The following is a 20093-nucleotide window of genomic DNA, read 5'->3' as shown; positions in this document are numbered from 1 at the left end:
CGCCCCCATTCGGAAAGCTCGGCCGAAATTTCGGGGCGCGACACGAAGGAGTGCCTGATGGATGGATCGACCGACCGCGCGTGCGAGACGACGCGGTGCCGACGCAGAGCGACGGGCCTCGTCGCCGGTGGGCTCGCCGGCGGACTCGCGCTCGCCGTGGGCCTCGCCGTCCCGGCCGCGGCGGAGAGCGCCCCGCGCGGGGCCGGCGTCCCGGCCACGGCGACGCCTGACGTCGGGCCGCCAGCCCTGACCGGTGCGCAGCGCGCGACGCTGGAGACGTACCTGGAGGACACGTACACGTCGCTGGAGGCCATGACGGACGAGGAGACCGGTCTGCCCGCGGACAACATCGAGGGTGACCTGGACCCGGCGTCGAGCAGTGCGTACACGTCGCCGACGAACATCGGCGGCTGGCTGTGGTCCACCGTCGTCGCGCGCGACCTGGGCCTGGTCGGCGCGGACGAGGCGCGCGACCGTCTCGCGACGACGCTCGACACCGTCGCGTCGCTGGACCGGCACGAGGCGAGCGGGATGTTCTACAACTGGTACGACCCGGCGACCGGCGACCGGGTCGAGACGTGGCCGGACAGCGGCGACGTCGTCCACCAGTTCCTCAGCTCGGTGGACAACGGCTGGCTGGCCGCGGGGCTGCGCGTCGTCGCGGAGGCGAAGCCGAGCCTCGCGGACGAGGCGCGCGCGATCTACGACGACATGCACTTCGGCGCCTTCTACAATCCGGACGCGCGCCCGGACCTCGGCGTGGGGCTGCTGCGCGGCGGGTTCTGGGACGAGGAGCCGCCCGGCTGCTCCGTGGCGGGCGACTACCTCGGCACGGGCACCGACGTCTACTACACGTGCCACCACTACGACACGACGGTCTCCGAGACGCGCATCGCGACCTACCTCGGCATCGCCGAGGGCGAGGTGCCGCCCGAGGCGTACTACGCGAGCCACCGGACGTTCCCGGACACGTGCGACTGGTCGTGGCAGGAGCAGAAGCCGATCGGCGAGACGCGCGAGTACCTGGGCGTCCCCGTCTTCGAGGGCGCGTACCGGTACCGCGACCTCGCGGTCGTCCCGGGCTGGGGCGGCTCGATGTTCGAGGCGCTCATGCCGGACATGCTGGTGCCCGAGGCGGAGTGGGGCCCGACGTCGTGGGGCGTCAACCACCCGCTCGTGGTGCGCGCGCACAAGGAGCACGGCCTCGAGGAGGCCGGCTACGGGGCCTGGGGCTTCTCGCCTGCGAGCAACCCCCTCGGCGGGTACGCGGAGTACGGCGTCGACGCGATCGGCCTGCGCTCCGACGGCTACCTGTCCGACGGCGAGACCGACGTCGACCTCGGGTTCGAGGGCTGCCGCGAGGCGACGAACCCCGCGCCGGAGTTCGGCGACGGCGTCGTGACGCCGCACGCGTCGTTCCTCGGGCTCGCGTACGACACCGAGGGCGTCCTCGACAACCTCACCCACCTCGCCGACGACCTCGGCGCGTACGGGCCGGGCGGGTTCTACGACTCGGTCGCCGTCCGCTCGGGCACCGTCGCCGAGCGCTACCTGTCGCTCGACCAGGCGATGATCGTCGCCGCGATCGGCAACGTCCTCGACGACTCGCGCCTCAAGGACTACTTCGTCGACGACCAGCTCGAGCAGCGGCTGCGCCCGCTCATGGCGGCCGAGTCGTTCTCCGCCACGGCCGACCTCACGCCCGGCGTGGGCGCCGACGTGCAGGTCCAGGCACGCTGCCTCGGCCACCGGGCGGCCGTCGCCGTCCGGGCGACGAGCACGGGGGACGGCCGCGCGGACGTCACGCTCGCCACGCCCTACGGGTCGCGGTCGTTCGACGACGTCGTCCCGCACCGCAGCACCTACCAGTCGTTCGCGGCGCGCACGGCGGAGATCCCGTCGGGCACCGCGACGGTGACGGTCACGTCCGACGACGGGTCGACGACCCAGGAGCTGTCCTACCGCTACGCGGGCGTCTCCTGCGGCTGACCGGCGGCCTGCTCGCCGGTCGACCGGCACGCGACGACGGGAGGGACGCGGACCGCGTCCCTCCCGCCCGCCGCGGTCCCGGCACGCGCCGGGGCGCGCGTCAGGGTCGCGTCACGACCGCGGGGGAGCGGTGGACTCGCGGACGACGAGGCTCGTCGCGAGCTCGGTGCGCAGCGTGTGCCCGCTCGCGGTGCGCGCGCGGTGCACGAGCCCGACGGCCGACGCGCCCATCTCGACGAGCGGCTGGCGGACCGTGGTGAGCGGCGGGTCGGTCCAGGGTGCGACGGGGAGGTCGTCGAACCCGACGAGCGAGACGTCGCCCGGGACGGACCGCCCGGCCTCGCGCAGCGCCCGCAGCGCGCCGAGCGCCGTGTCGTCGCTGCACGCGAAGATCGCGGTCGGAGGGTCGTCTCGGGCGAGGAGGCGCTGCGTCCCCTCGTAGCCCGCGGGGACGCCGTACGTGCTCAGGCAGACCAGGTCGTCGTCGACGGGCACGCCCGCCTGGATCATCGCGGCACGGTAGCCGGCGAGCCGCGCGATCGCGTTGTCCTGCTCCGGGACGCCGGTGATCGTCGCGATGCGCCGGTGCCCGAGCGCCAGCAGGTGCGCGGTCGCCTCGAGCGCCCCCTGGAAGTTCGCGGCGCCCACGCTGAGCACGTCCTCCGGCGGCCGACGGCGCGGGTCGACGACGACGAGCGGCACCCCGGCCGCTGCGAGCGTCGCGCGTGCCTCGGCGTCGGGGACCGCGACGACGCTCACGAGCCCGTCCGTGCCCCGGGTCAGCGCGTGCCGGACCCACGCGCCGCAGTCGTCGGGATCCAGCTCCACGGACAGCACGACGTCGAGGCCCAGGCGTCGCGCCTCGGCGACCGCACCGCGCACGACCGCCTCGGACCACGGACCCTCGAAGTCGACGATGCGGACGTCGACGAGTCCCGTCCGCCGGGGAGTGGGAGGCCGGATCTCGTAGCCGTGGCGCCGCAGGACCTCGGCGACGCGCTCGCGCGTCGCCGCCGAGACGTCCGCGCGCGCGTTGAGCACCTTCGACACGGTCGGGACGGACACCCCGGCCTCGGCCGCGACGGCGGCGAGCGGGACGTTCCGTCGACCGGGCTGCGTGGCGCTCATCCGGCTCCTTCGGCCTCGTCGCGCCGCGGAGCGATCCCTGTCGCACGCGCCGCCGTGAGCCAGCCGTGCGGGTCGTCGCTCGCGACGAGGTCCGTCCCGGACACGAGCCACGTGGCCCCCGCGCGGAGCGCCTGCGGGACGATCGAGCGCGTGACGCCGCCGTCCAGGCCGACGGCGTGACCCGGGGCGGCGACCTGCCCGACCGTGGCGAGCGCGTCGACCTGGAACGTCGACCCGGCGTGGCCGGGGGTGATCGACATGACGAGGACGTCGGTCCCGGGCTCGACCTCCGGCACCTCGACGCCGGGCGAGAGCGCGACGCCGGCACGCGCGCCCCGGGCGCGGACGCGGTCGAGCGCGGTGTGCCAGTCGCGCGTCCCGGCGTGGACGACGACGAGCTCGCAGAAGTCGGTCCAGCGGTCGACCTCGCGCAGCGGCTCCTCGACCATGAGGTGCGCCTCGGCGGCCAGCCCGCTGGCGGCGGTCACGGCGGCTGCCTCCGCGGCGGTGAAGCCGCCCGCTGCGGCGTAGCGGCCGTCGGTCCGGTCCCAGTGGACGGTGCGGAGCCCGGCGCGCGCGAGCCGGTCGGCCTCCGAGGCGACGCGGTCGCGCGGCGTGGACCAGAACGAGGCGGCGACGCGGGTGCGGGGGGCGCTCATCGGCCCGTGCCGCGCGCGACGGGCGGGAGGTCGAGCAGGGCCTCGGCGCACCGCTGCTCGGTGACGAGGGCGGAGACGAGTCCGGACCGGGTGACGGCGTGGACGGCGGCCGCCTTCTCGTGCTCGGCGGCGACGGCGATCACCTGGGGCACGCGGGCGAGCTGGCGTGCGGAGATCGAGAGGCACCGCTCGGCGAAGTCGGGGACGAGGTCGCCCTCGGCGGTGAGGAGTATGCCCGCGATCTCGGCGCGGACCCCGCGTGCGGTGAGGTCGTCCCGCTCGTCGCGCCCGAGGACCTCGCGGAGCTGGGAGATCGGCGGGTCCCACGAGCCGATCGCCACGACCGCGACGTCGACGCGGTCGAAGAGCGAGAGCGCACGGGCGATGTCGGGCTGGCGGCGCAGCGTGGCCGCGGTCGCGGCGTCCTCGACGACCAGGGGCGCGAAGATCGCGTGCGCGTCGCCCCCGGCGCGCAGGGAGACGCGGCGGATCACCTCGACGGGGGAGTCGGAGAGGTCGGAGCCGACCGCGCCGGTGAGCTGGACGACGGTCACGGGCGGCAGCGCGGTGAGGCGCTCCGTCATGGCGGTGAGCGTCCGCCCCCAGGCGAAGCCGAGGGTGTTCCCCGGGCGCAGGGACCGGGTGAGCAGCTCCGCGGCGGCCGCGCCGACGTCCTCGCGCAGCTCGGACACGGTGTCGCGGCCCTGGACCACGAGGCACTCGTCCAGGCCCAGGTGCGAGCGCAGGCGCGCGGAGAGGGCCGGGTCGACGACGCCGGCGTCGTCGATGGTGATGGTCACGATCCCGGCCTCGAGCGCCTGCTCGAGCATCCGGGCGACCTTGAACCGTGAGACGCCGAGCTCCTCGCCGATCTCGACCTTGGAGGCCGAGTCCACGTAGTAGCGGCGGGCCACGTGTGCGAGCTCGTGGCGCGAGAAGTCCGTCATGTCACCCATTCTTGCTCATCTGAGCGCTCGTCTGCGCATGTGTTACCGATCTGTGATCGAGGCGCGTTGCTTGCGGCCTCGTGGTGTTCATACTATCGACATACGAGCAATCGCGTGCTCATATGAGCACCCGCAAGGAGGCGAGAAGTACATGTCGCGACGACGCGTCCCCGACGAGGTCGGGATCGCGGGGATCTTGGTCCTCGTGGTGGTGGTGATGAGTCTGCTGTCCCCGAACTTCCGCACCGCCGGGAACTTCGAGGTCCTGCTGCTGAACGGTGCCGTGGTGGCGCTGCTCGCGCTGGGCCAGACCTTCGTGCTGCTCACCGGTGGCATCGACCTCTCGACGGGGTCCAACCTCGCCCTCACGGGCATGGCCGCGGCGCTCGGGATGCAGGCGGGGCTGCCCTGGTGGGCCGCCACGGTCCTCGCGCTCGTCGTCGGCGTCGCGGTCGGCCTCGTCAACGGGATCTTCGTGCACTACCTGCGCCTGCCCCCGTTCATCGCGACGTTCTCGATGTTCGGCATCGCCGGGAGCATCCCCATGATCCTCACGGGCGCGGCGTCGGTCACGGTGCGCGACCCGATGTTCGCCTTCCTCGGGCGCGGCGGGGTCTTCGGCATCCCGACGCCGATCCTCATCGTGGCGCTCGTCGCCGTCGTCTTCAGCGTCCTCCTGGCGCGCACGAGCACGGGCGTCCACATCTACGCGCTCGGCGGCAACAAGGAGACGGCGCGCCTCGCGGGCATCCACACCGGGCGCACCACCCTCTTCGTCTACGCGGTCTCCGGCCTGTGCGCCGCGCTCGCCGGCGTCGTGACGACCTCGCGCCTCATGGTCGGGTACCCGTCCGCCGGGTCGGGCAACGAGCTCTTCTACTCGATCGCCGCCGCGGTGGTCGGCGGGGTGAGCCTGTTCGGCGGGGTCGGCTCGATCGGCGGCGCGCTGCTCGGCGCGGTGCTCATCGCGACCGTCTCGAACGGCATGAACGTCGTCGGCGTCGACAGCTTCTGGCAGCCGCTCGTCATCGGCGTGATCATCCTCGCCGGCGTCAGCCTCGACACCTACCGCCGCTCGCTCTCGACCACCGGGGGGAGAGGCCGCCTCTTCCTCCAGCTCCTGCAACCACGTCGCGCCGCGCGCGCCACGTCCTGACCCCCCACCGCTCGAAGGAGAGTACTCATGCGACGCAAGATCATCGTCTCGGCCCTCGCCGTGACCGCCCTCGCCCTCGCGGGCGCCTGCTCCGCCGTCGACACCGGCACCGGCACCGGCGACGCGAGCGGGAGCGGCTCGACCGACCAGGCCGAGACCACCCTGCCCGCGTCCTGCGACGGGGAGAACCCGTACGTCGCGGTCAGCCTCCCGAACCTCACCAACCCGTACTACGTGGCCATGAAGCAGGGCTTCGAGGACGGCGGCGCCGCCAACGGGTTCGACGTCGAGGTCCAGGTCGCGAACGACGACGACGCCCAGCAGCTCGCCCAGGTCGAGGCCATGCTGCAGAAGGACCCGTGCGCGCTCGCGCTGAACCCCGTGAAGTCGGAGCCCGCCGCGGGGATCGTCAAGGCGGCGAACGACGCCGGCGTGCCCGTCTTCACCGTGAACGTCATCGTCGACGAGGACGCGCTCGCCGCGCAGGGCGCGACGATCGTCCAGTACCTCGGCGCGGACAACGAGGCGGGCGGCCGCGCGATGGGTGAGAAGGTCCTCGAGGACCTCGGCGCCGACGCCGCGCTGAGCATCGGCTTCATCACCGAGCCCGACGAGCGCCCGGTCGTCATCCGCGACGAGGGCTTCACCGACGCGGTGTCGGCCAACCCGAACGCGGAGGTCGTCGCCAAGGTCGACGGCAACGTCAAGCCCGACGACTCGCTGCGCGTCACGGGCGAGATGCTCCAGGGCAACCAGGACATCAACGTCATCTGGGCCTCGACCGGCCCCGCCGTCTACGGCGCGCTCCAGGCCCTGGGCAACCGCACCGACGTCGCGCTCTACGGGTTCTGCGCCTCCGAGGAGACGCTCACCGAGGTCTACCGCGGGTGCGTCGCGCAGGAGCCGGAGAGCTACGGCACCCAGGTGACCGAGCAGATCCGCGCGTACGTCGACGGCGAGGACGTCGAGCCGGAGATCCTCCTGCCGCTCAAGGCGTTCACCGTCGGCGAGACCCCTGCGCCGGGGGAGGTCGGCTGACATGACCGACGTCACGACGTCGGTCCCGCGGGGCGCCGCCGAGGGCGGCGCCCTGCGGGCCAGCGGGATCGTCAAGAGCTTCTCGCACGTGCGGGTGCTCAAGGGCATCGACCTGACGCTCGCGGCGGGCACGGTCACCGGGCTCGTCGGGCACAACGGCGCCGGCAAGTCGACGCTGCTCCGCGTGCTCGCCGGGGCGCACCCCGCCGACGAGGGCACGGTGACCGTGGACGGCGACGCGCTGCCCCAGGGCTCCCCGACCGCCGCGCTCGACGCCGGGATCTCGACCGTCTACCAGGAGCTGTCGCTCCTGCCGAACCTCACGGTCACGCAGAACGTGTTCCTCGGCCGTGAGCTGACGCGCGGCGGAGCGCTCGACCGCCGCACCATGCGCGAGCAGTCCCGCGCGCTCGCGGACCGGTTCGGCCTCGCGGTGGACGTCGACCGCAAGCTCGGCGCCTACCCCGTCGCGACCCGCCAGCTCCTCGAGATCGCCGTGGCCGTGGCGCGTGACGCGCGCTACCTGCTGCTCGACGAGCCGACGACGAGCCTCGAGGGCGGGCAGGTCGAGCGGTTCCTCGAGACCGTGCGCGACCTGGCCCGCACCGAGGGCCTGGGGATCCTGCTCGTCGACCACAAGCTCGACGAGCTGTACGCGGTCGCCGACCACGTCGTCGCGCTCGTCGACGGCGAGGTCCGCATCGCCGGCCCGGCAGGGACGGTCGACCGGCAGGCGGTCGTGCACGCGATCGCCGGGGACGAGGCCGTCGCCTCGACGGGCGGCGTCACCGAGGCGGCGCACCGCACCGACGTCGTCCCGCTCGACGCGGGCGCACGCCCGTCCCTCGTGGTGCGGAACCTGCGCACGCCCGCGCTCGCCGACGTCAGCCTCACGGCTCACCCCGGCCGCGTGCTGGGCGTCTACGGGCTCATCGGCGCCGGCCGCACCGAGCTGCTGCGCACGCTCGTCGGCCTCGACAAGGTCCTGGCCGGGAGCATCGAGCTCGACGGTGCGCCGTACCGGCCCGCGACCCCCGCCGAGGCCCAGCGGCGCGGGCTCGTCTACCTGACCGAGGAGCGCAAGGTCGACGGCATCGTCGGCGGGCTGGACGCGACGACGAACGTCGTCCTCCCGGTCCTCGACCGGTACCGCCGGCTCGGCCTGCTCGACAAGCGGCGGATGCGCCGCGAGGCGACGGCCCTCATGGACCGCATGCAGGTCCGCGGGGACCGCGAGGGACCCGTCGAGCGCCTGTCCGGCGGCAACCAGCAGAAGGTGCTGCTCGCCCGGGTCCTGGCTCAGGCACCCCGCGTGCTGCTGCTCGACGAGCCGACCAAGGGTGTCGACATCGGCGTCAAGACCGAGATCCACCGGCTCCTGCGCTCGCTCGCGCACGACGACGGGCTCACGGTCGTCGTCGTGTCGAGCGAGGAGGAGGAGATCCTCGAGCTCGCGGACGACGTCGTCACCCTCACGGAGGGCCGGTGCGACGGCGACGTCGTCGCAGCCGGCGACCTGTCCTCCGTGGACCTGCGGCACGCGGCCTGGAGCGCCGCGTGACCACACCGAGAACCCCTGGACGAGGAGTACCCATGACCATCCCCGACACCACGACGCGACGCCGTGCCGCCGTGCTCGAGACCGCGCGGGCCGTCGTCGCGCACGAGGCGCAGGGGGTCGCCGCGAGCGTGACCGACCTGGGCGACGTGTTCCTGGACGTGGTCCAGCGGGTGTACGAGTGCACGGGCAAGGTCTTCGTCACCGGGGCCGGCACGTCCGGCGCGGTCGCGCGCCGCATGGCGCACCTGCTCTCCGTGTCTGGCACCCCGTCGGTGTTCATCTCGGGCGCGGACGCGCTGCACGGCACGATGGGCGCGATGGCCCCGGGCGACATCCTCGTCGCGATCTCCCGCGGGGGCGGGAGCGACGAGATCAACGACCTGGTCGTGCGCGCCAAGGAGCGCGGCGTCGACACGGTCGTCGCGGTCACGGCGGACGCCTCCTCGCGCCTCGCGCGGAACGCGGACGTCGTGGTCGAGCTGACGATGATCCCCGGGATCGACCCCGGCGAGGTCATCGCGATGGGCTCTACCCTCGTGACGGCAGCGTGGGGCGACGCGCTCGCCGTGGTCCTCATGCGGATGCGCGGGTACTCGTGGGCGAACGTCCTGCACTCGCACCCCTCCGGGGCGGTCGGCAAGATCGACGAGGCGCCCCAGGAGCTGCCGCCCCTCGAGCCCTACTGGAAGTAGCCATGGACCTTGTCGCAGGGGTCGACTCGTCGACCCAGTCCTGCACCGTCGAGCTGCGCCGCCGCGACGACGGCGCGCTCGTCGGGACCGCCTCCGCGCCCCACCCCCGGACCGCACCGCCCGTCAGCCGGCAGGACCCGCGGGACTGGTGGGCCGCGTTCCGGGCGGCGTTCTCGGGTGCCCTGCGCGACGCCGACGCCGACCCGGCGCAGGTCGTCGCGTTCGCCGTCGGTGCGCAGTGCCACGGGCTCGTGCTCCTGGACCGGAGCGGGGAGCCGCTGGCCCCCGCACCGCTGTGGAACGACACGACGGCGGGCCCCGCGGCGGCGCGGATCGCCGAGGAGTACGGGCTCGAGCCGTGGATGCGCGACGTCGGCATGGCGCCGTCGTCCGCCCTGACGATCATGAAGCTCGCGCACGTGGCGGAGACCGACCCCGCGCTCCTCGGGCGCGTCGCGCACGTCCTCGTGCCGCACGACTACCTCACCTACCGGCTCACCGGGTCGACGGTCACCGACCGGTCCGACGCCGCCGGGACCGGCTACCTCGACGTGCACCGCGGCGTCTGGCGGCCCGAGCTCCTGGAGCGCTTCGTCACGTCGGACGTCGCCTGGGCGGACGTCCTCCCGACCGTCCTCGGGCCCGACACCGCGGCCGGGACCGTGCGCCCGGACGTCGCGGCCGAGCTCGGGCTCGGGCTGGGCGTCGTCGTCGGACCGGGCGGGGGAGACCAGCACCTCGCCGCCGTCGGGCTCGGCCTCGTCGAGGGCGACCTCGGGGTCTCCCTCGGCACCTCCGGCGTCGTGCTCAGCCCCCGCCGCACGTCCGTCGTCGACCCGCTCGGCACGGTCGACTCCGTGTGCGACGCGACCGGCGGGTACCTGCCCCTCGCGTGCACGCTCAACGCCGCCAAGGTCACCGACATGTTCGCGCGCCTCCTCGACGTCGACCACGCGACCCTGGAGCGGCTCGCCCTCGCCGCCCCCGTCCGGGGGGAGCGGCCGACGCTCGTCGCCTACCTCGACGGCGAGCGCACCCCGCGGCGACCGGGCGCGACCGGCGTGCTCGGCGGGATCACCGGCGAGACCACCCGGGAGGACCTCGCGCTGGCCGCGTTCGAGGGTGTCGTCGCCGGCCTCGTCGGGGCGGCCCGCGCGCTCGAGCGGGTGGGCGTCGACACGAGCGGGGAGGTCGTCGTCAACGGCGGGGGCGCCCGGTCGCTCGCGTACCGGCAGGTCCTCGCCGACGCCCTCGGCCGCCCCGTCGTGCGTCGTGCGGCCCCCGAGGCGACGGCGCGCGGGGCGTGCGTCCAGGCGGTCGCCGTCCTCGAGGGCGCCACCGTCGCGGACGTCGCCGCGTCGTGGGCGCCCGCCGTGCTCGACGCCGTCCCGCCGCGCGACGCGCCCGCGACGATCGACGCCCCCTACTACGACCTGCTCGCCACGGTCGCGGACCGGCCCCGGCCGACCGTGCCCTGACCGCACCGCACCACCGCGGCCCGACCGCACCACCAGGGAGAACGCATGCTGTACATCGACTCCGCCGACCGCGACCAGGTCGAGCGGCTCCTCGCGACCGGCCTGTTCGCCGGCGTCACCACGAACCCGACGATCCTGTACCGGTCGGGGCTCACGGTCGACGACGTCCCCGCCGTGCACCGGTGGGCGCGCGCGGCCGGGGCCGAGACGGTGTTCCTCCAGGCCGTCGGCGCGGACGAGGCGGCGCTCGAGGCGCACAGCCGCGAGCTCGTCGACCTGGGGCCGGACGTCGTCGTCAAGCTGCCCGCGACGCGCGACGGCCTCGCCGTCTCCCGCCGGCTGACGCGCGAGGGGGTTCCCGTGCTCGTCACGGCCGTCTACCACGCCTCCCAGGCGCTCCTCGCGGACGCGGCCGGCGCGGGCTGGGTCGCGCCCTACGTGGGGCGGATGGGCGACCTCGGGCTCGACGGCGTCGAGCAGACGGTCGACCTCCACGCCACGCTGCGGCGAGGCCGGGCGAGCGGTGACGGCGGGTGCCGCGTGCTCGCCGCGAGCCTGCGCGACACGACCAAGGTCGCGGCGCTCGCGGCCCGCGGGATCGAGGACTTCACGCTGTCGACCGCGCTCTGCGCCGCGCTCCTGGAGAACCCGGACACCGTCGCCGCGGCGGCGCAGTTCGAGACCGACGCCCGCGCGGCGGGCTGACGACCCGGCGGACGGACGACGACGGGGGGCGGGGACGATGTCCCCGCCCCCCGTCGTGACCTGTGGGAGCGTGCGGCGCGCGGCCGTGGCCGCGGCGTGTCAGTCGTCGAGCGAGACCGTGCCGCGCGCGACGCCGCCGAGCCAGCCGAGGCTGGGCTTGGGCGTGCGCTCGAACGTCTCCGGGTCCCACGCGACGAGCCCGAACGTCGGGGCGAACGAGCCCCACTCGTAGTTGTCGATCAGCGACCAGTGCAGGTAGCCGAGCAGCGGCAGGCCCGCCTCCATCTCGGCGTGCAGCGCGCGCAGGGCGTCGCGTGTGTAGTCGATGCGCCGCGCGTCGTCCGCCGTCGCGATGCCGTTCTCGGAGACGAGGACCGGCAGGCCGGTGATCTCGTGCCCGAGGCGCGCGGCCTCCGCGATGGCGGCCGGGTAGTACTCCCACCCGGTGAGGGTCTTCTCGGAGTCCTCGGGAGCGGGCAGCGGGCCGTCCACCGTGATGCGCGTGCGCGTGTAGGCCTGGACGGCGATGAAGTCGTCGCCCTTCGCGGCTTCCAGGAAGACGGTCTCGCGCGGGTAGGCGTACTCGCGCAGGACCTCCTCGGCGCCCGGGTCGGCGAAGAACTGCTGCGGCGCGACGGGCCACCCGACGGGCACCCCGACGGTCCGCACGAGCTCCACGGCCCGGCGGTGCGCGGCGATGAGGTGCTCGGTCGCGACCGGGTCGGGCGCGTGCATCGTGCCGGCCTGGAGCTGCTCGGTGCCCTTGGCGGCCGTGATCATCATCGCGAGGATGTTCGGCTCGTTGATGGTGAACACGTGCGACGCGCGGTCGAGCAGCGGCAGCACGTGCTCGACGTACCGAGCGAACCGCTCGACGGACCGCGGGTCGGTCCAGCCGCCGTCCTCCGCGAACCAGCGCGGCGACGTGAAGTGGTGCAGCGTGACGAGCGGCGTGACCCCGTGCTCGAGGCAGCAGTCGATCATGCGGCGGTAGTGGTCGACCTCGGCCCGCGAGAAGCGGCCCTCGGCCGGCTCGATCCGCGCCCACTCGATCGAGAACCGGTATGAGGTGAGCCCGGACTCGGCCAGCAGCCGGATGTCGTCGGCGTACCGGTGGTAGGAGTCGGCGGCGTCGCCCGACGGCTCGGCGAGGGTCGAGGCCGGGTCGACCTCGCGCGCCCACCAGTCGCTGTTGACGTTGTTGCCCTCGATCTGGTGGGCCGCCGTGGCGGCGCCCCAGACGAAGGACTCGGGGAAGGTGATCGACACAGGCACTCCTCGTCGGTCGCCGGTCACTTGATGCCGGTCATGGCGATGCCCTGCACGAAGTAGCGCTGCAGGAACAGGAACAGGATGAGGATCGGCGTCACGACGAGCACGGACCCGGCCATGAGCAGGCCGTAGTAGGTGCCGTTCGAGCCGACCGAGTACAGCGAGAGCGCGACGGGAAGGGTGTACATGTTCTCCGTCTGCGCGACGACCAGGGGCCACAGGAAGTTGTTCCACGACCCGAGGAACGTGAGGATGCTCAGCGTCGCGAGCGGCGGCCCGCACTGGGGGAGCACGATCCGGAAGAAGACCCGGAACTCGCCCGCGCCGTCGATCCGGGCGGCCTCGATGAGCGCGTCCGGGATGCCGAGCATGAACTGCCTCATGAGGAACACGCCGAGCGGGCCGGCGAGGAACGGCAGGATGAGCGCCGGGTAGGTGTTGACGAGCCCCATGTTGGACACGAGCACGAACATCGGCACGAGCGTGACGACGCCCGGGACCATGAGCGTGAGCATGACGAGCGCGAACAGCACCTTCTTGCCGGGGAACTGCATCTTCGCGAGGGCGTAGCCGACCATCGAGCAGAAGATGATGTTGCCGAGCACCACGACGACGGCGACGACGATCGAGTTGGTGAAGTACTGCCCGTAGTTGAGCTGGGACAGCCACCGCTCGTAGTTGTCGAGCGTCGGGTTCTCGGGCCACCAGGTGATGGGCCGCTGCAGGAGCTCGCCCTGCGTCTTGAAGCTGCCGAGCGCCATCCAGATGAACGGCATGAGGGTCAGGAGCAGCCCGACGACGAGCGCCGTGTACGTGGCGCCGCGCGACCAGCGGATCGGGCGTCGCGGCCGACGGCGGAGCGCGCCCTCCGGCGTCGACGTCGCGGAGGTGGTCCGCGAGGACGTGACGGTCATGTCAATCCTCCTTCGACCGCAGCAGGCGGAACTGGACGGCGGCCAGCGCGGCGATCAGCGCGAACAGGACGTACGCGGCCGCGGAGGCGAACGCGTAGTTGCCGTAGCCGAACTGGTTGTAGACGTAGTAGCTGATGGTCAGCGTGGAGTTGACCGGGCCGCCCTTGGTCATGACGAACGGCTCCTCGAACACCTGGAGGAAGCCGACGGACAGCAGCACGGCGCCGAGCAGCAGGGTGGGGCGCATGAGCGGGACCGTGATGGAGCGGAAGCGGCGCCACGAGCCGGCGCCGTCGACCTCGGCGGCCTCGTAGACGTCGCGCGGGATCGCCTGCAGGCCGGCCAGGAAGATGATCATGAGCGTGCCCATGTTGCGCCAGGCGGCCATGACGATGATCGACGGCATGGCCCACGTGCTGTCGTTGAGCCAGTCGGGGCCGTCGATGCCGACCCAGCCGAGCACGGTGTTGACGAGGCCGGAGTCCTGGAGGATGAACCGCCACACGACCGCCACCGCCACGATCGACGTCACGACGGGCGTGTAGTAGCCGACACGGAAGACGCTGCGGAACTTCTCGATGCCCGAGTTGAGAGCGACGGCGAGTGTGAGCCCGAGCACCATCGTCAGCGGGATGCCGACGAGGACGAAGTAGAAGGTGTTGAGCAGCGCCTTGCGGAACAGCTCGTCCTGGAAGACGCCGGTGAAGTTCTCGAGCCCGACGAAGTTCACCGCGAACGGCGTCTTGATGTCACGGATCGTGAGGTCCGAGAACGACATCCCGAACGACGCGAGCAGCGGCCCCAGCATGAAGACCGCGAAGATCGCGACGAACGGGAGAGCGAACAGCCAGGCGACGAGCGCTTGCCGTCGCCGGTGGACGGCGCCGGCCGTGCGCCGGCGCCGTCCCTCGGTGGTGGTGGTCATGACTGACGGGCCCTGTTACCAGCCGAGCCCGAGCGTGTCGGCCTTGGCCTGGATCGCCTTCGCGGCGTCCTCGGACGTGACCTGACCGTTCGCGACCTTCTCGGCCTCGGTCTCGATCGTCGCGGAGAGCTCGTCCCAGCTGGGCACGGTCGGCGGGGCGATCGTGTTGTCGAGCTGCTCCTGGAGCACCTGGGTGCGCGGGTTGGACGTCAGCGGCTCGTAGTCCCACGCGGTGGTGAGGGCGGGCAGGTCGCTCGTGGCGTCGAACCAGGCCTGCTGCGTCTCGGGCTGGGCGAGCCAGCGCACGAGCTTCCACGCGCCGTCGGGGTTCTCGGCCTCGGCGAAGACGCCGAGGTGGCCGCCGCCGATGTACGAGTCGTTGTTCGCGGAGCCCGCGGGCACCGGGACGGTGGCGACGTTCTGCTCGACCCAGTCCTCGCCCTGCAGGTCGGCGAGCACGTTGACCATCCACGGGCCGGAGATGAACGCCGGGTCGGAGCCGTCGACGAACGCGCTGTTCTGCGAGTCGCCGTAGCCCGACAGCGGGGACAGACCCTCGGTGAAGAACGACGCGTAGTAGTCGAGCGCGTCGATCATCGCCTGGTTGTCGAGGTCGAACGCGTCGCCCGCCTCGTTGAGGACCGAACCGCCGGCCTGCGAGTAGAACGGCAGGATGACCTGCGTGGAGTCCTCCGCGTCGCCCATCGGGAGCTGGAGGCCGTAGGTCGAGCCGTTCGCCTGCATGGCCTGCGCGAAGGCGGTGAGCTCCTCCCACGACGTGGGCGCCTCGACCCCGGCCGCCTTGGCCAGGTCGGAGCGGTAGTACAGGACACGGGTCTCGACGTACCACGGCACGCCGTACTCGACTCCGTCCGCGACGGTGGAGGCGGCCGCGCCCTCGACGAAGTCGGCGCTGTCGACGAGGCCGTCCGGGACGGGCGCGAGGCCGCCGGTGGCGACCATCGTCGGCATGAAGGACGAGCCGATCATGATGGCGTCGGGCACGGTACCCGCGGCGACGGCGGTCTGGAACTTCGTCATGACGTCGGCCCACGGGATCGTGGTGACCTCGACGTTCGCGTCGGGGTTCTCGTCGGTGAAGCCCTGGACGAAGTCGGGCAGCTTCTCGCCCTCCTCACCCATCGCCCAGATCGTGATGTCACCCTCCGCGGGGGCGTCGTCGACCGTCGTGGTGGACCCGGCTGCGGTCCCCTCACCCGTCGACTCGTCGTCCGCGCGACCGCACGCGGTCAGGGCCAGGAGTCCGACGACGCCGATGGCGACCGCCTTGCGTCCGAGCTTCATGAGCAATCCTCCTCATCGAGCAGTCGGCTCGTCTGGTGTGAGCCGCTGTGGAAACTACCTTAGCGTGCGCTCGGTTAGTATTTTCAACCGGGGCGTCCAGGCCGTACCGTTGGCGCCGAGAGACTGGCGAAGGAGACGGTGATGAACGAGAGCGACTCCGCAGGTGGCGGCGCCACGACGGGGACGGCGGGGGCCGTGGGGAACCGAGCGACGACGACCGCGACCCGCGGCACGACGGCGGCCGGGCTGCCCGACCGACGCATCGTCCGGGGCGAGCAGCGCCGTCGCGAGATCCTGCGCACGGCCGTCGAGGTGTTCGGCGAGCAGGGCTTCCGCGGCAGCTCGCTGCGCGAGATCGCGGCGCGCGTCGGCATCTCCGAGGCCGGGCTCCTGCACCACTTCGGCAGCAAGGCGGGCCTCCTGACGGCGACGCTCGAGGAGCGCGACCGGCGCGACCTCGTGCGCCGCACCGAGGACGAGGCCGCCGGCGCGGACCTCCTCACGACCATCCGCGACCAGGTCCGGCGCAACGCCGAGACCCCCGGCCTCGTGTCCCTGCACGTGGTGGTCGCCGCCGAGGCGACGGACACCGCCCACCCGGCCCACGACGTCGTGCGCGACCGCTACCGCGCCCTGCGCCACCAGGACGACACGCGCTTCCAGGACGCCGTCGCGCGCGGCGAGCTGCGCCCCGAGGTCGACCCGCAGGCGATCGGCCAGCTCTTCTCCGCCGTCATGGACGGCCTGCAGCTCCAGTGGCTGCTGGACCCCGACAACGTCGACATGGTCGCCCTCTTCGACCAGTTCCTCGCGCTGCTGCGCCCCGAGGGCACGACCCCCGCAGCACCCGAGACCCGCACCACCGAGCAGGAGACCGCGTGACCCTCACCGCCAGCCCCGCACGCACGACCCCCCTCGCGGGCGCGACGCTCGCCTCGGGCGAGCTGACCGTCGAGCTCACCGGCGGGGGTGACGTGCGCGCCGTGAGCACGGGCGGCCTGCTCGTCAACCAGTACCTGCCGGGCGAGCACGACCGCATGCCCGGCGGCGTCCTGCTGCGCGCGACCCGCGCGGACGGCGGCGTCGAGGTCGCGCGACTCACGGGGTCGTCACCTGCGGTGACGTCGGTCGAGGTCGGCACCGACCGCGTCGTGTGGTCGGGCGAGGCGCTCGGGCTCGCCACGCGCGTCGCGCTGACGCTCGACGGGCGCACGCTCGTCTGGCGGGTCGACCTCACGGCCGGGCCCGCCACGCCCGCGGACGTCCGCTACGACGTCGTGCACGCGCAGGACCTCGCGCTCGCGCCGCCCGCCGCGGCGCTGTCGAGCGAGCCGTACGTGTGCCAGTACCTGCTGCACCGTGCGATGGAGCACCCCGACGCGGGCACCGTGCTCGTCAGCCGGCAGACCATGTCCGCCCAGCCGCGCCTCCCGCTGGCCGTCGCGTTCCTCGTCGAGGGCGCGGTCGCGCACCTCACGGACTCGCTCCAGGTCTTCACCGCGCGGGCGCGGCGCGACGGCGTCCCGCACGGCCTGCTCGGGCCCGTGGACTCCGGCGTGCTCCAGTACGAGTACGCGATGCCGACCCTCGTCTCGCGTCCCCTCGACCTGTCCGGCGGGACGGCCCGCGTGCACGCGGTGACCGTCGTCGACCCCGACGCGCCGGGCCCGCTCGCCGCGCACCTCGACGAGGTGGCAGGCTGGGCCGCGGCCGCGGTCGCCGCCGCGGCGGACGAGCGCGCGACCACCCCGCTGCCGCGGTCCGGGTCCGTGCTGCGCGACGCGCCGCTCCTCGCGGGCGACGAGCTCGGCGAGGCCGACCTGCTCGCCGCCGTCGGGCTCGGCTCTGACGACGTGCTGCTGCCCGAGCGCGACGCCGACGGCACGCTGCTGTCGTTCTTCACCGCGACCGGGACGCACGTCGTCGACGCGCGCAAGGACACCGTGACCGAGCGCTCGCACGGGCACGTGCTCAAGGCGGGCGACGACGTGCTGCCCACCGACGACGTCCTCTCCACGACGGCGTTCGCGCCCGGGGTCTTCGCCTCGCACGTCGTGCTCGGCAACACCACGGCCAACCGGCTCGCGACCGTGCACCGGCACCACCTCAACCTGCTGCGCAGCAGCGGGCTGCGCGTGCTCGTCGAGGACGGCCACGGGCCCCGGCTGCTCGGGCTGCCCTCCGCGCTCGTCCTCGACGTCGGGGGCGTCCGCTGGGTCTACGAGACGCCGCTCGGCCGCGTGGACGTGCGGACCGTCGCGCACGACCGCGAGAACCGGATCGACGTGGACGTGCGCTGCGACCGACCACTGCACGTCACCGCGACCCTCGAGCTCGACGACGAGGCGGGCGGCTGGGTCGTCGAGCACGTGGCCCCGGCGGCGGACGCCGGCGAGGCCGTCGTCGTGCACCCCGTCCCGGGCGGCGACGTCGACGCGCACTACCCGGACCTGCGGTACGTCGTGGCGTCGAGCGCGCCGGTCGCGCTCGACCCGGAGGCTCCCGCGGGCACGTCCGCCGGGACCGCGCACCGCCTCACGAGCACGACCGACACCGGCGCGCTCCGGGTCGCGATCACCGCCTCGCTCCAGGGACCCGACGCCGCGCTCGCCCTCACGGAGCCTGCGCACGACCCGCTCGCCGACCTCGGCGCGACCCTCGCGGGCCACCTCGCGACCGTCCGGGGGGTCGTGCGCGGCCTGCGGTTCGCGCCCCACGCGGAGCTGGAGACGCAGGAGCTCGACCTGCTCGTGCTCTGGTACGCGCACGACGCCCTGATCCACTTCCTCGTCCCGCACGGCCTGGAGCAGTACTCGGGCGCGGCGTGGGGCACGCGCGACGTGTGCCAGGGACCGTTCGAGCTCGCGCTCGCAGGCGGGCGGCACGACGTCGCGCGGGCGATCGTGCTGCGCGTCCTCGCGCACCAGCACACGTGGGGCGAGTTCCCGCAGTGGTTCATGTTCGACGCGTACGGCGAGCGCTACAACGACTCCTCGCACGGCGACGTCGTGGTGTGGCCGCTGTTCGCGCTCGCGCAGTACCTGGAGGCGAGCGGCGACCTCGCGGTGCTCGACGAGCCGGTCCCGTTCTGGGACCACGCGCACCGTCGCCCCGCGCGGACCGGGCCCGACGCCGAGGCGACCGTCCGCGACCACGTCGCCCGCCTGCTCGACCACCTCGACCGCGATCGCCTGCCCGGCACCGCCCTGCCCGCGTACGGCGAGGGCGACTGGGACGACACGCTCCAGCCCGCCGACCCGCGCATGCGGACGGACCTCGCGTCCACGTGGACGTCCGCGCTGCTCGTGCAGGCCGCCGAGCTGCTCGCCCGCACCACGTCCGGCAGCGGCGACCACGCCGCCCTCTCGGCGCGCGCCGGGGCCCTGGCCGCCGAGGTGCGTGCCGACCTGCGCGAGCGCGCGCTCGTCGACGGCGTCCTGGCCGGGTACGTGCGGCACGGGTCCGACGGCGACGAGCTCGTGATCCACCCGTCCGACACGGTCTCCGGGATGCGGTACCGCCTCATCCCCATGACGCAGTCGATCATCGCGGGCATCCTCACGCCCGAGGAGGCGGACCACCACGAGCGCCTCGTGGTCGAGCACCTCCACTTCCCCGACGGCGTGCGCCTCATGGACCACCCCGCCGCGTTCGACGAGGGCGTCCCGCACACGTTCCTGCGGGCCGAGCAGGCGGCGAACGTCGGCCGCGAGATCGGGCTCATGTACGTGCACGCGCACATCCGCTACGTCGAGGCGCTCGCGGCCCTGGGCCGCGGCCGCGCGCTCGACGAGCTGCTGCGCATCAGCCCCGTCGACCTGGGTCGTCGCCTCGCGCACGCCGCGCCGCGGCAGCGCAACGCGTACTTCTCGTCGAGCGACGCCGACTTCCCGGACCGCCAGAGCTTCGCGCGCGACTTCGACCGGCTGCGCGACGGCACGGTGGGCGTGCGCGGCGGGTGGCGCGTGTACTCCAGCGGGCCGGGCATCTACCTGCGTCAGCTCGTCCAGGGCGTGCTCGGCCTCACGGAGCGCTCGGGGTCGACCGGCGCGCTCGTCGTCGACCCCGTGCTGCCCGCCGCGGCCGACGGCCTGGCCGTCGACCTCTCGCTCGCCGGGCGGACGCGCCGGGTCGTCTACCGGGTCGCCGAGCCGGGCGAGAGCGTCCGGGTGCGCGCAGGGTCCGACCTCGGCGCGCTCGTCGACGTCCCCACGACCCCGCGGGCGGGCGACTACCGCGAGCGCGGCGTCGTCATCGCGACGGGCGACCTGGGTGACGCGACGCTCGTCGAGATCACCGTGCCCGCGGGGTCGTAGACCCCGAG

At 73.6% G+C, this 20093-nt stretch carries 16 protein-coding genes; 9 read left to right on the top strand and 7 right to left on the bottom strand.

Features of this window, described 5'->3' with window-relative positions:
* Nucleotides 1-57: 57 nt before the first annotated feature.
* Nucleotides 58-1989: a glucoamylase family protein gene (locus ACZ402_RS13670; RefSeq protein WP_375823270.1), complete on the top strand. Its 1932-nt coding sequence runs from the start codon at nucleotides 58-60 to the stop codon at nucleotides 1987-1989.
* A 111-nt stretch (nucleotides 1990-2100) separates the two neighbouring features.
* On the opposite strand, the gene ACZ402_RS13665 is transcribed toward ACZ402_RS13670, so the two are convergent.
* Genes ACZ402_RS13665 through ACZ402_RS13655 form a run of 3 tightly spaced genes read right to left on the bottom strand, consistent with a single transcriptional unit; the run spans nucleotide 2101 to nucleotide 4723 of the window.
* Nucleotides 2101-3117 carry a LacI family DNA-binding transcriptional regulator gene (locus ACZ402_RS13665; RefSeq protein WP_375823271.1) on the bottom strand — a complete coding sequence of 339 codons (1017 nt, stop codon included), beginning with the start codon at nucleotides 3115-3117 and terminating at the stop codon, nucleotides 2101-2103.
* Nucleotides 3114-3776 carry a beta/alpha barrel domain-containing protein gene (locus ACZ402_RS13660; protein ID WP_375823272.1) on the bottom strand — a complete coding sequence of 221 codons (663 nt, stop codon included), beginning with the start codon at nucleotides 3774-3776 and terminating at the stop codon, nucleotides 3114-3116. Before ACZ402_RS13660 ends, ACZ402_RS13665 begins: the two co-directional genes overlap by 4 nt.
* Entirely contained in the window at nucleotides 3773-4723 is a 951-nt protein-coding gene (locus tag ACZ402_RS13655) for a sugar-binding transcriptional regulator (RefSeq protein WP_375823273.1), read from the bottom strand. Before ACZ402_RS13655 ends, ACZ402_RS13660 begins: the two co-directional genes overlap by 4 nt.
* A gap of 151 nt (nucleotides 4724-4874) precedes the next feature.
* Between ACZ402_RS13655 and ACZ402_RS13650 the strand changes: the two genes are divergently transcribed.
* From ACZ402_RS13650 to ACZ402_RS13625, 6 genes are read left to right on the top strand one after another with little or no spacing between them, the layout of a single operon-like run.
* Nucleotides 4875-5879, top strand: coding sequence for an ABC transporter permease (locus ACZ402_RS13650; protein ID WP_375823274.1), 1005 nt, complete (start codon nucleotides 4875-4877; stop codon nucleotides 5877-5879).
* A gap of 27 nt (nucleotides 5880-5906) precedes the next feature.
* On the top strand, nucleotides 5907-6917 hold the full coding sequence (locus tag ACZ402_RS13645) for a substrate-binding domain-containing protein (protein ID WP_375823275.1): 1011 nt from the start codon (nucleotides 5907-5909) through the stop codon (nucleotides 6915-6917).
* 1 nt (nucleotide 6918) lies between these two features.
* On the top strand, nucleotides 6919-8478 hold the full coding sequence (locus ACZ402_RS13640) for a sugar ABC transporter ATP-binding protein (protein WP_375823276.1): 1560 nt from the start codon (nucleotides 6919-6921) through the stop codon (nucleotides 8476-8478).
* 32 nt (nucleotides 8479-8510) lie between these two features.
* Complete coding sequence (locus ACZ402_RS13635; protein ID WP_087470396.1) at nucleotides 8511-9170, top strand: KpsF/GutQ family sugar-phosphate isomerase; 660 nt, start codon at nucleotides 8511-8513, stop codon at nucleotides 9168-9170.
* Nucleotides 9171-9172: 2 nt separating this feature from the next.
* Nucleotides 9173-10648, top strand: a complete 1476-nt coding sequence (locus ACZ402_RS13630; protein ID WP_375823277.1) for an FGGY family carbohydrate kinase — start codon at nucleotides 9173-9175, stop codon at nucleotides 10646-10648.
* A 45-nt stretch (nucleotides 10649-10693) separates the two neighbouring features.
* Nucleotides 10694-11353 (top strand): transaldolase family protein, encoded by a 660-nt coding sequence (locus tag ACZ402_RS13625; protein WP_375823278.1) that lies wholly within the window; start codon nucleotides 10694-10696, stop codon nucleotides 11351-11353.
* A 99-nt stretch (nucleotides 11354-11452) separates the two neighbouring features.
* Here the strand turns inward: ACZ402_RS13625 and ACZ402_RS13620 are convergent, their stop codons facing one another.
* The 4 genes from ACZ402_RS13620 to ACZ402_RS13605 are packed head-to-tail and all read right to left on the bottom strand — an operon-like array spanning nucleotide 11453 to nucleotide 15769.
* On the bottom strand, nucleotides 11453-12622 hold the full coding sequence (locus ACZ402_RS13620; RefSeq protein WP_375823279.1) for a glycoside hydrolase family 1 protein: 1170 nt from the start codon (nucleotides 12620-12622) through the stop codon (nucleotides 11453-11455).
* Between the two features lie 23 nt (nucleotides 12623-12645).
* The gene (locus ACZ402_RS13615) at nucleotides 12646-13539 is read right to left on the bottom strand and encodes a carbohydrate ABC transporter permease (RefSeq protein ID WP_375823280.1); all 894 of its coding nucleotides are present in this window, start codon (nucleotides 13537-13539) and stop codon (nucleotides 12646-12648) included.
* Nucleotide 13540: 1 nt separating this feature from the next.
* A complete protein-coding gene (locus ACZ402_RS13610; RefSeq protein WP_375823281.1) occupies nucleotides 13541-14464 on the bottom strand; it encodes a carbohydrate ABC transporter permease in 924 nt (307 codons plus the stop codon).
* A gap of 15 nt (nucleotides 14465-14479) precedes the next feature.
* Nucleotides 14480-15769: an extracellular solute-binding protein gene (locus tag ACZ402_RS13605; protein WP_375823282.1), complete on the bottom strand. Its 1290-nt coding sequence runs from the start codon at nucleotides 15767-15769 to the stop codon at nucleotides 14480-14482.
* Nucleotides 15770-15910: 141 nt separating this feature from the next.
* Between ACZ402_RS13605 and ACZ402_RS13600 the strand changes: the two genes are divergently transcribed.
* Together ACZ402_RS13600 and ACZ402_RS13595 are read left to right on the top strand one after the other, a co-directional pair.
* Nucleotides 15911-16651 (top strand): TetR/AcrR family transcriptional regulator, encoded by a 741-nt coding sequence (locus ACZ402_RS13600; protein ID WP_087470391.1) that lies wholly within the window; start codon nucleotides 15911-15913, stop codon nucleotides 16649-16651.
* The gene (locus ACZ402_RS13595; protein WP_375823283.1) at nucleotides 16648-20085 is read left to right on the top strand and encodes a GH36-type glycosyl hydrolase domain-containing protein; all 3438 of its coding nucleotides are present in this window, start codon (nucleotides 16648-16650) and stop codon (nucleotides 20083-20085) included. The genes ACZ402_RS13600 and ACZ402_RS13595 overlap by 4 nt, the downstream gene beginning before the upstream one ends.
* Nucleotides 20086-20093: the final 8 nt, after the last annotated feature.

The sequence above is a fragment of the Cellulosimicrobium sp. NPDC030954 genome, assembly GCF_055571305.1.
The sequence above is the reverse complement of the archived record's forward strand: the minus strand, read 5'-3'. Positions and strand labels throughout refer to the sequence as shown.

Coding starts and splice junctions, on each gene's coding strand:
- ACZ402_RS13650 (WP_375823274.1), top strand. CDS start 4,875: ATGTCGCGACGACGCGTCCCCGACGAGGTCGGGATCGCGGGGATCTTG.
- ACZ402_RS13660 (WP_375823272.1), bottom strand. CDS start 3,776: ATGAGCGCCCCCCGCACCCGCGTCGCCGCCTCGTTCTGGTCCACGCCG.
- ACZ402_RS13600 (WP_087470391.1), top strand. CDS start 15,911: ATGAACGAGAGCGACTCCGCAGGTGGCGGCGCCACGACGGGGACGGCG.
- ACZ402_RS13625 (WP_375823278.1), top strand. CDS start 10,694: ATGCTGTACATCGACTCCGCCGACCGCGACCAGGTCGAGCGGCTCCTC.
- ACZ402_RS13645 (WP_375823275.1), top strand. CDS start 5,907: ATGCGACGCAAGATCATCGTCTCGGCCCTCGCCGTGACCGCCCTCGCC.
- ACZ402_RS13670 (WP_375823270.1), top strand. CDS start 58: ATGGATGGATCGACCGACCGCGCGTGCGAGACGACGCGGTGCCGACGC.
- ACZ402_RS13615 (WP_375823280.1), bottom strand. CDS start 13,539: ATGACCGTCACGTCCTCGCGGACCACCTCCGCGACGTCGACGCCGGAG.
- ACZ402_RS13635 (WP_087470396.1), top strand. CDS start 8,511: ATGACCATCCCCGACACCACGACGCGACGCCGTGCCGCCGTGCTCGAG.
- ACZ402_RS13640 (WP_375823276.1), top strand. CDS start 6,919: ATGACCGACGTCACGACGTCGGTCCCGCGGGGCGCCGCCGAGGGCGGC.
- ACZ402_RS13610 (WP_375823281.1), bottom strand. CDS start 14,464: ATGACCACCACCACCGAGGGACGGCGCCGGCGCACGGCCGGCGCCGTC.
- ACZ402_RS13630 (WP_375823277.1), top strand. CDS start 9,173: ATGGACCTTGTCGCAGGGGTCGACTCGTCGACCCAGTCCTGCACCGTC.
- ACZ402_RS13605 (WP_375823282.1), bottom strand. CDS start 15,769: ATGAAGCTCGGACGCAAGGCGGTCGCCATCGGCGTCGTCGGACTCCTG.
- ACZ402_RS13655 (WP_375823273.1), bottom strand. CDS start 4,723: ATGACGGACTTCTCGCGCCACGAGCTCGCACACGTGGCCCGCCGCTAC.
- ACZ402_RS13665 (WP_375823271.1), bottom strand. CDS start 3,117: ATGAGCGCCACGCAGCCCGGTCGACGGAACGTCCCGCTCGCCGCCGTC.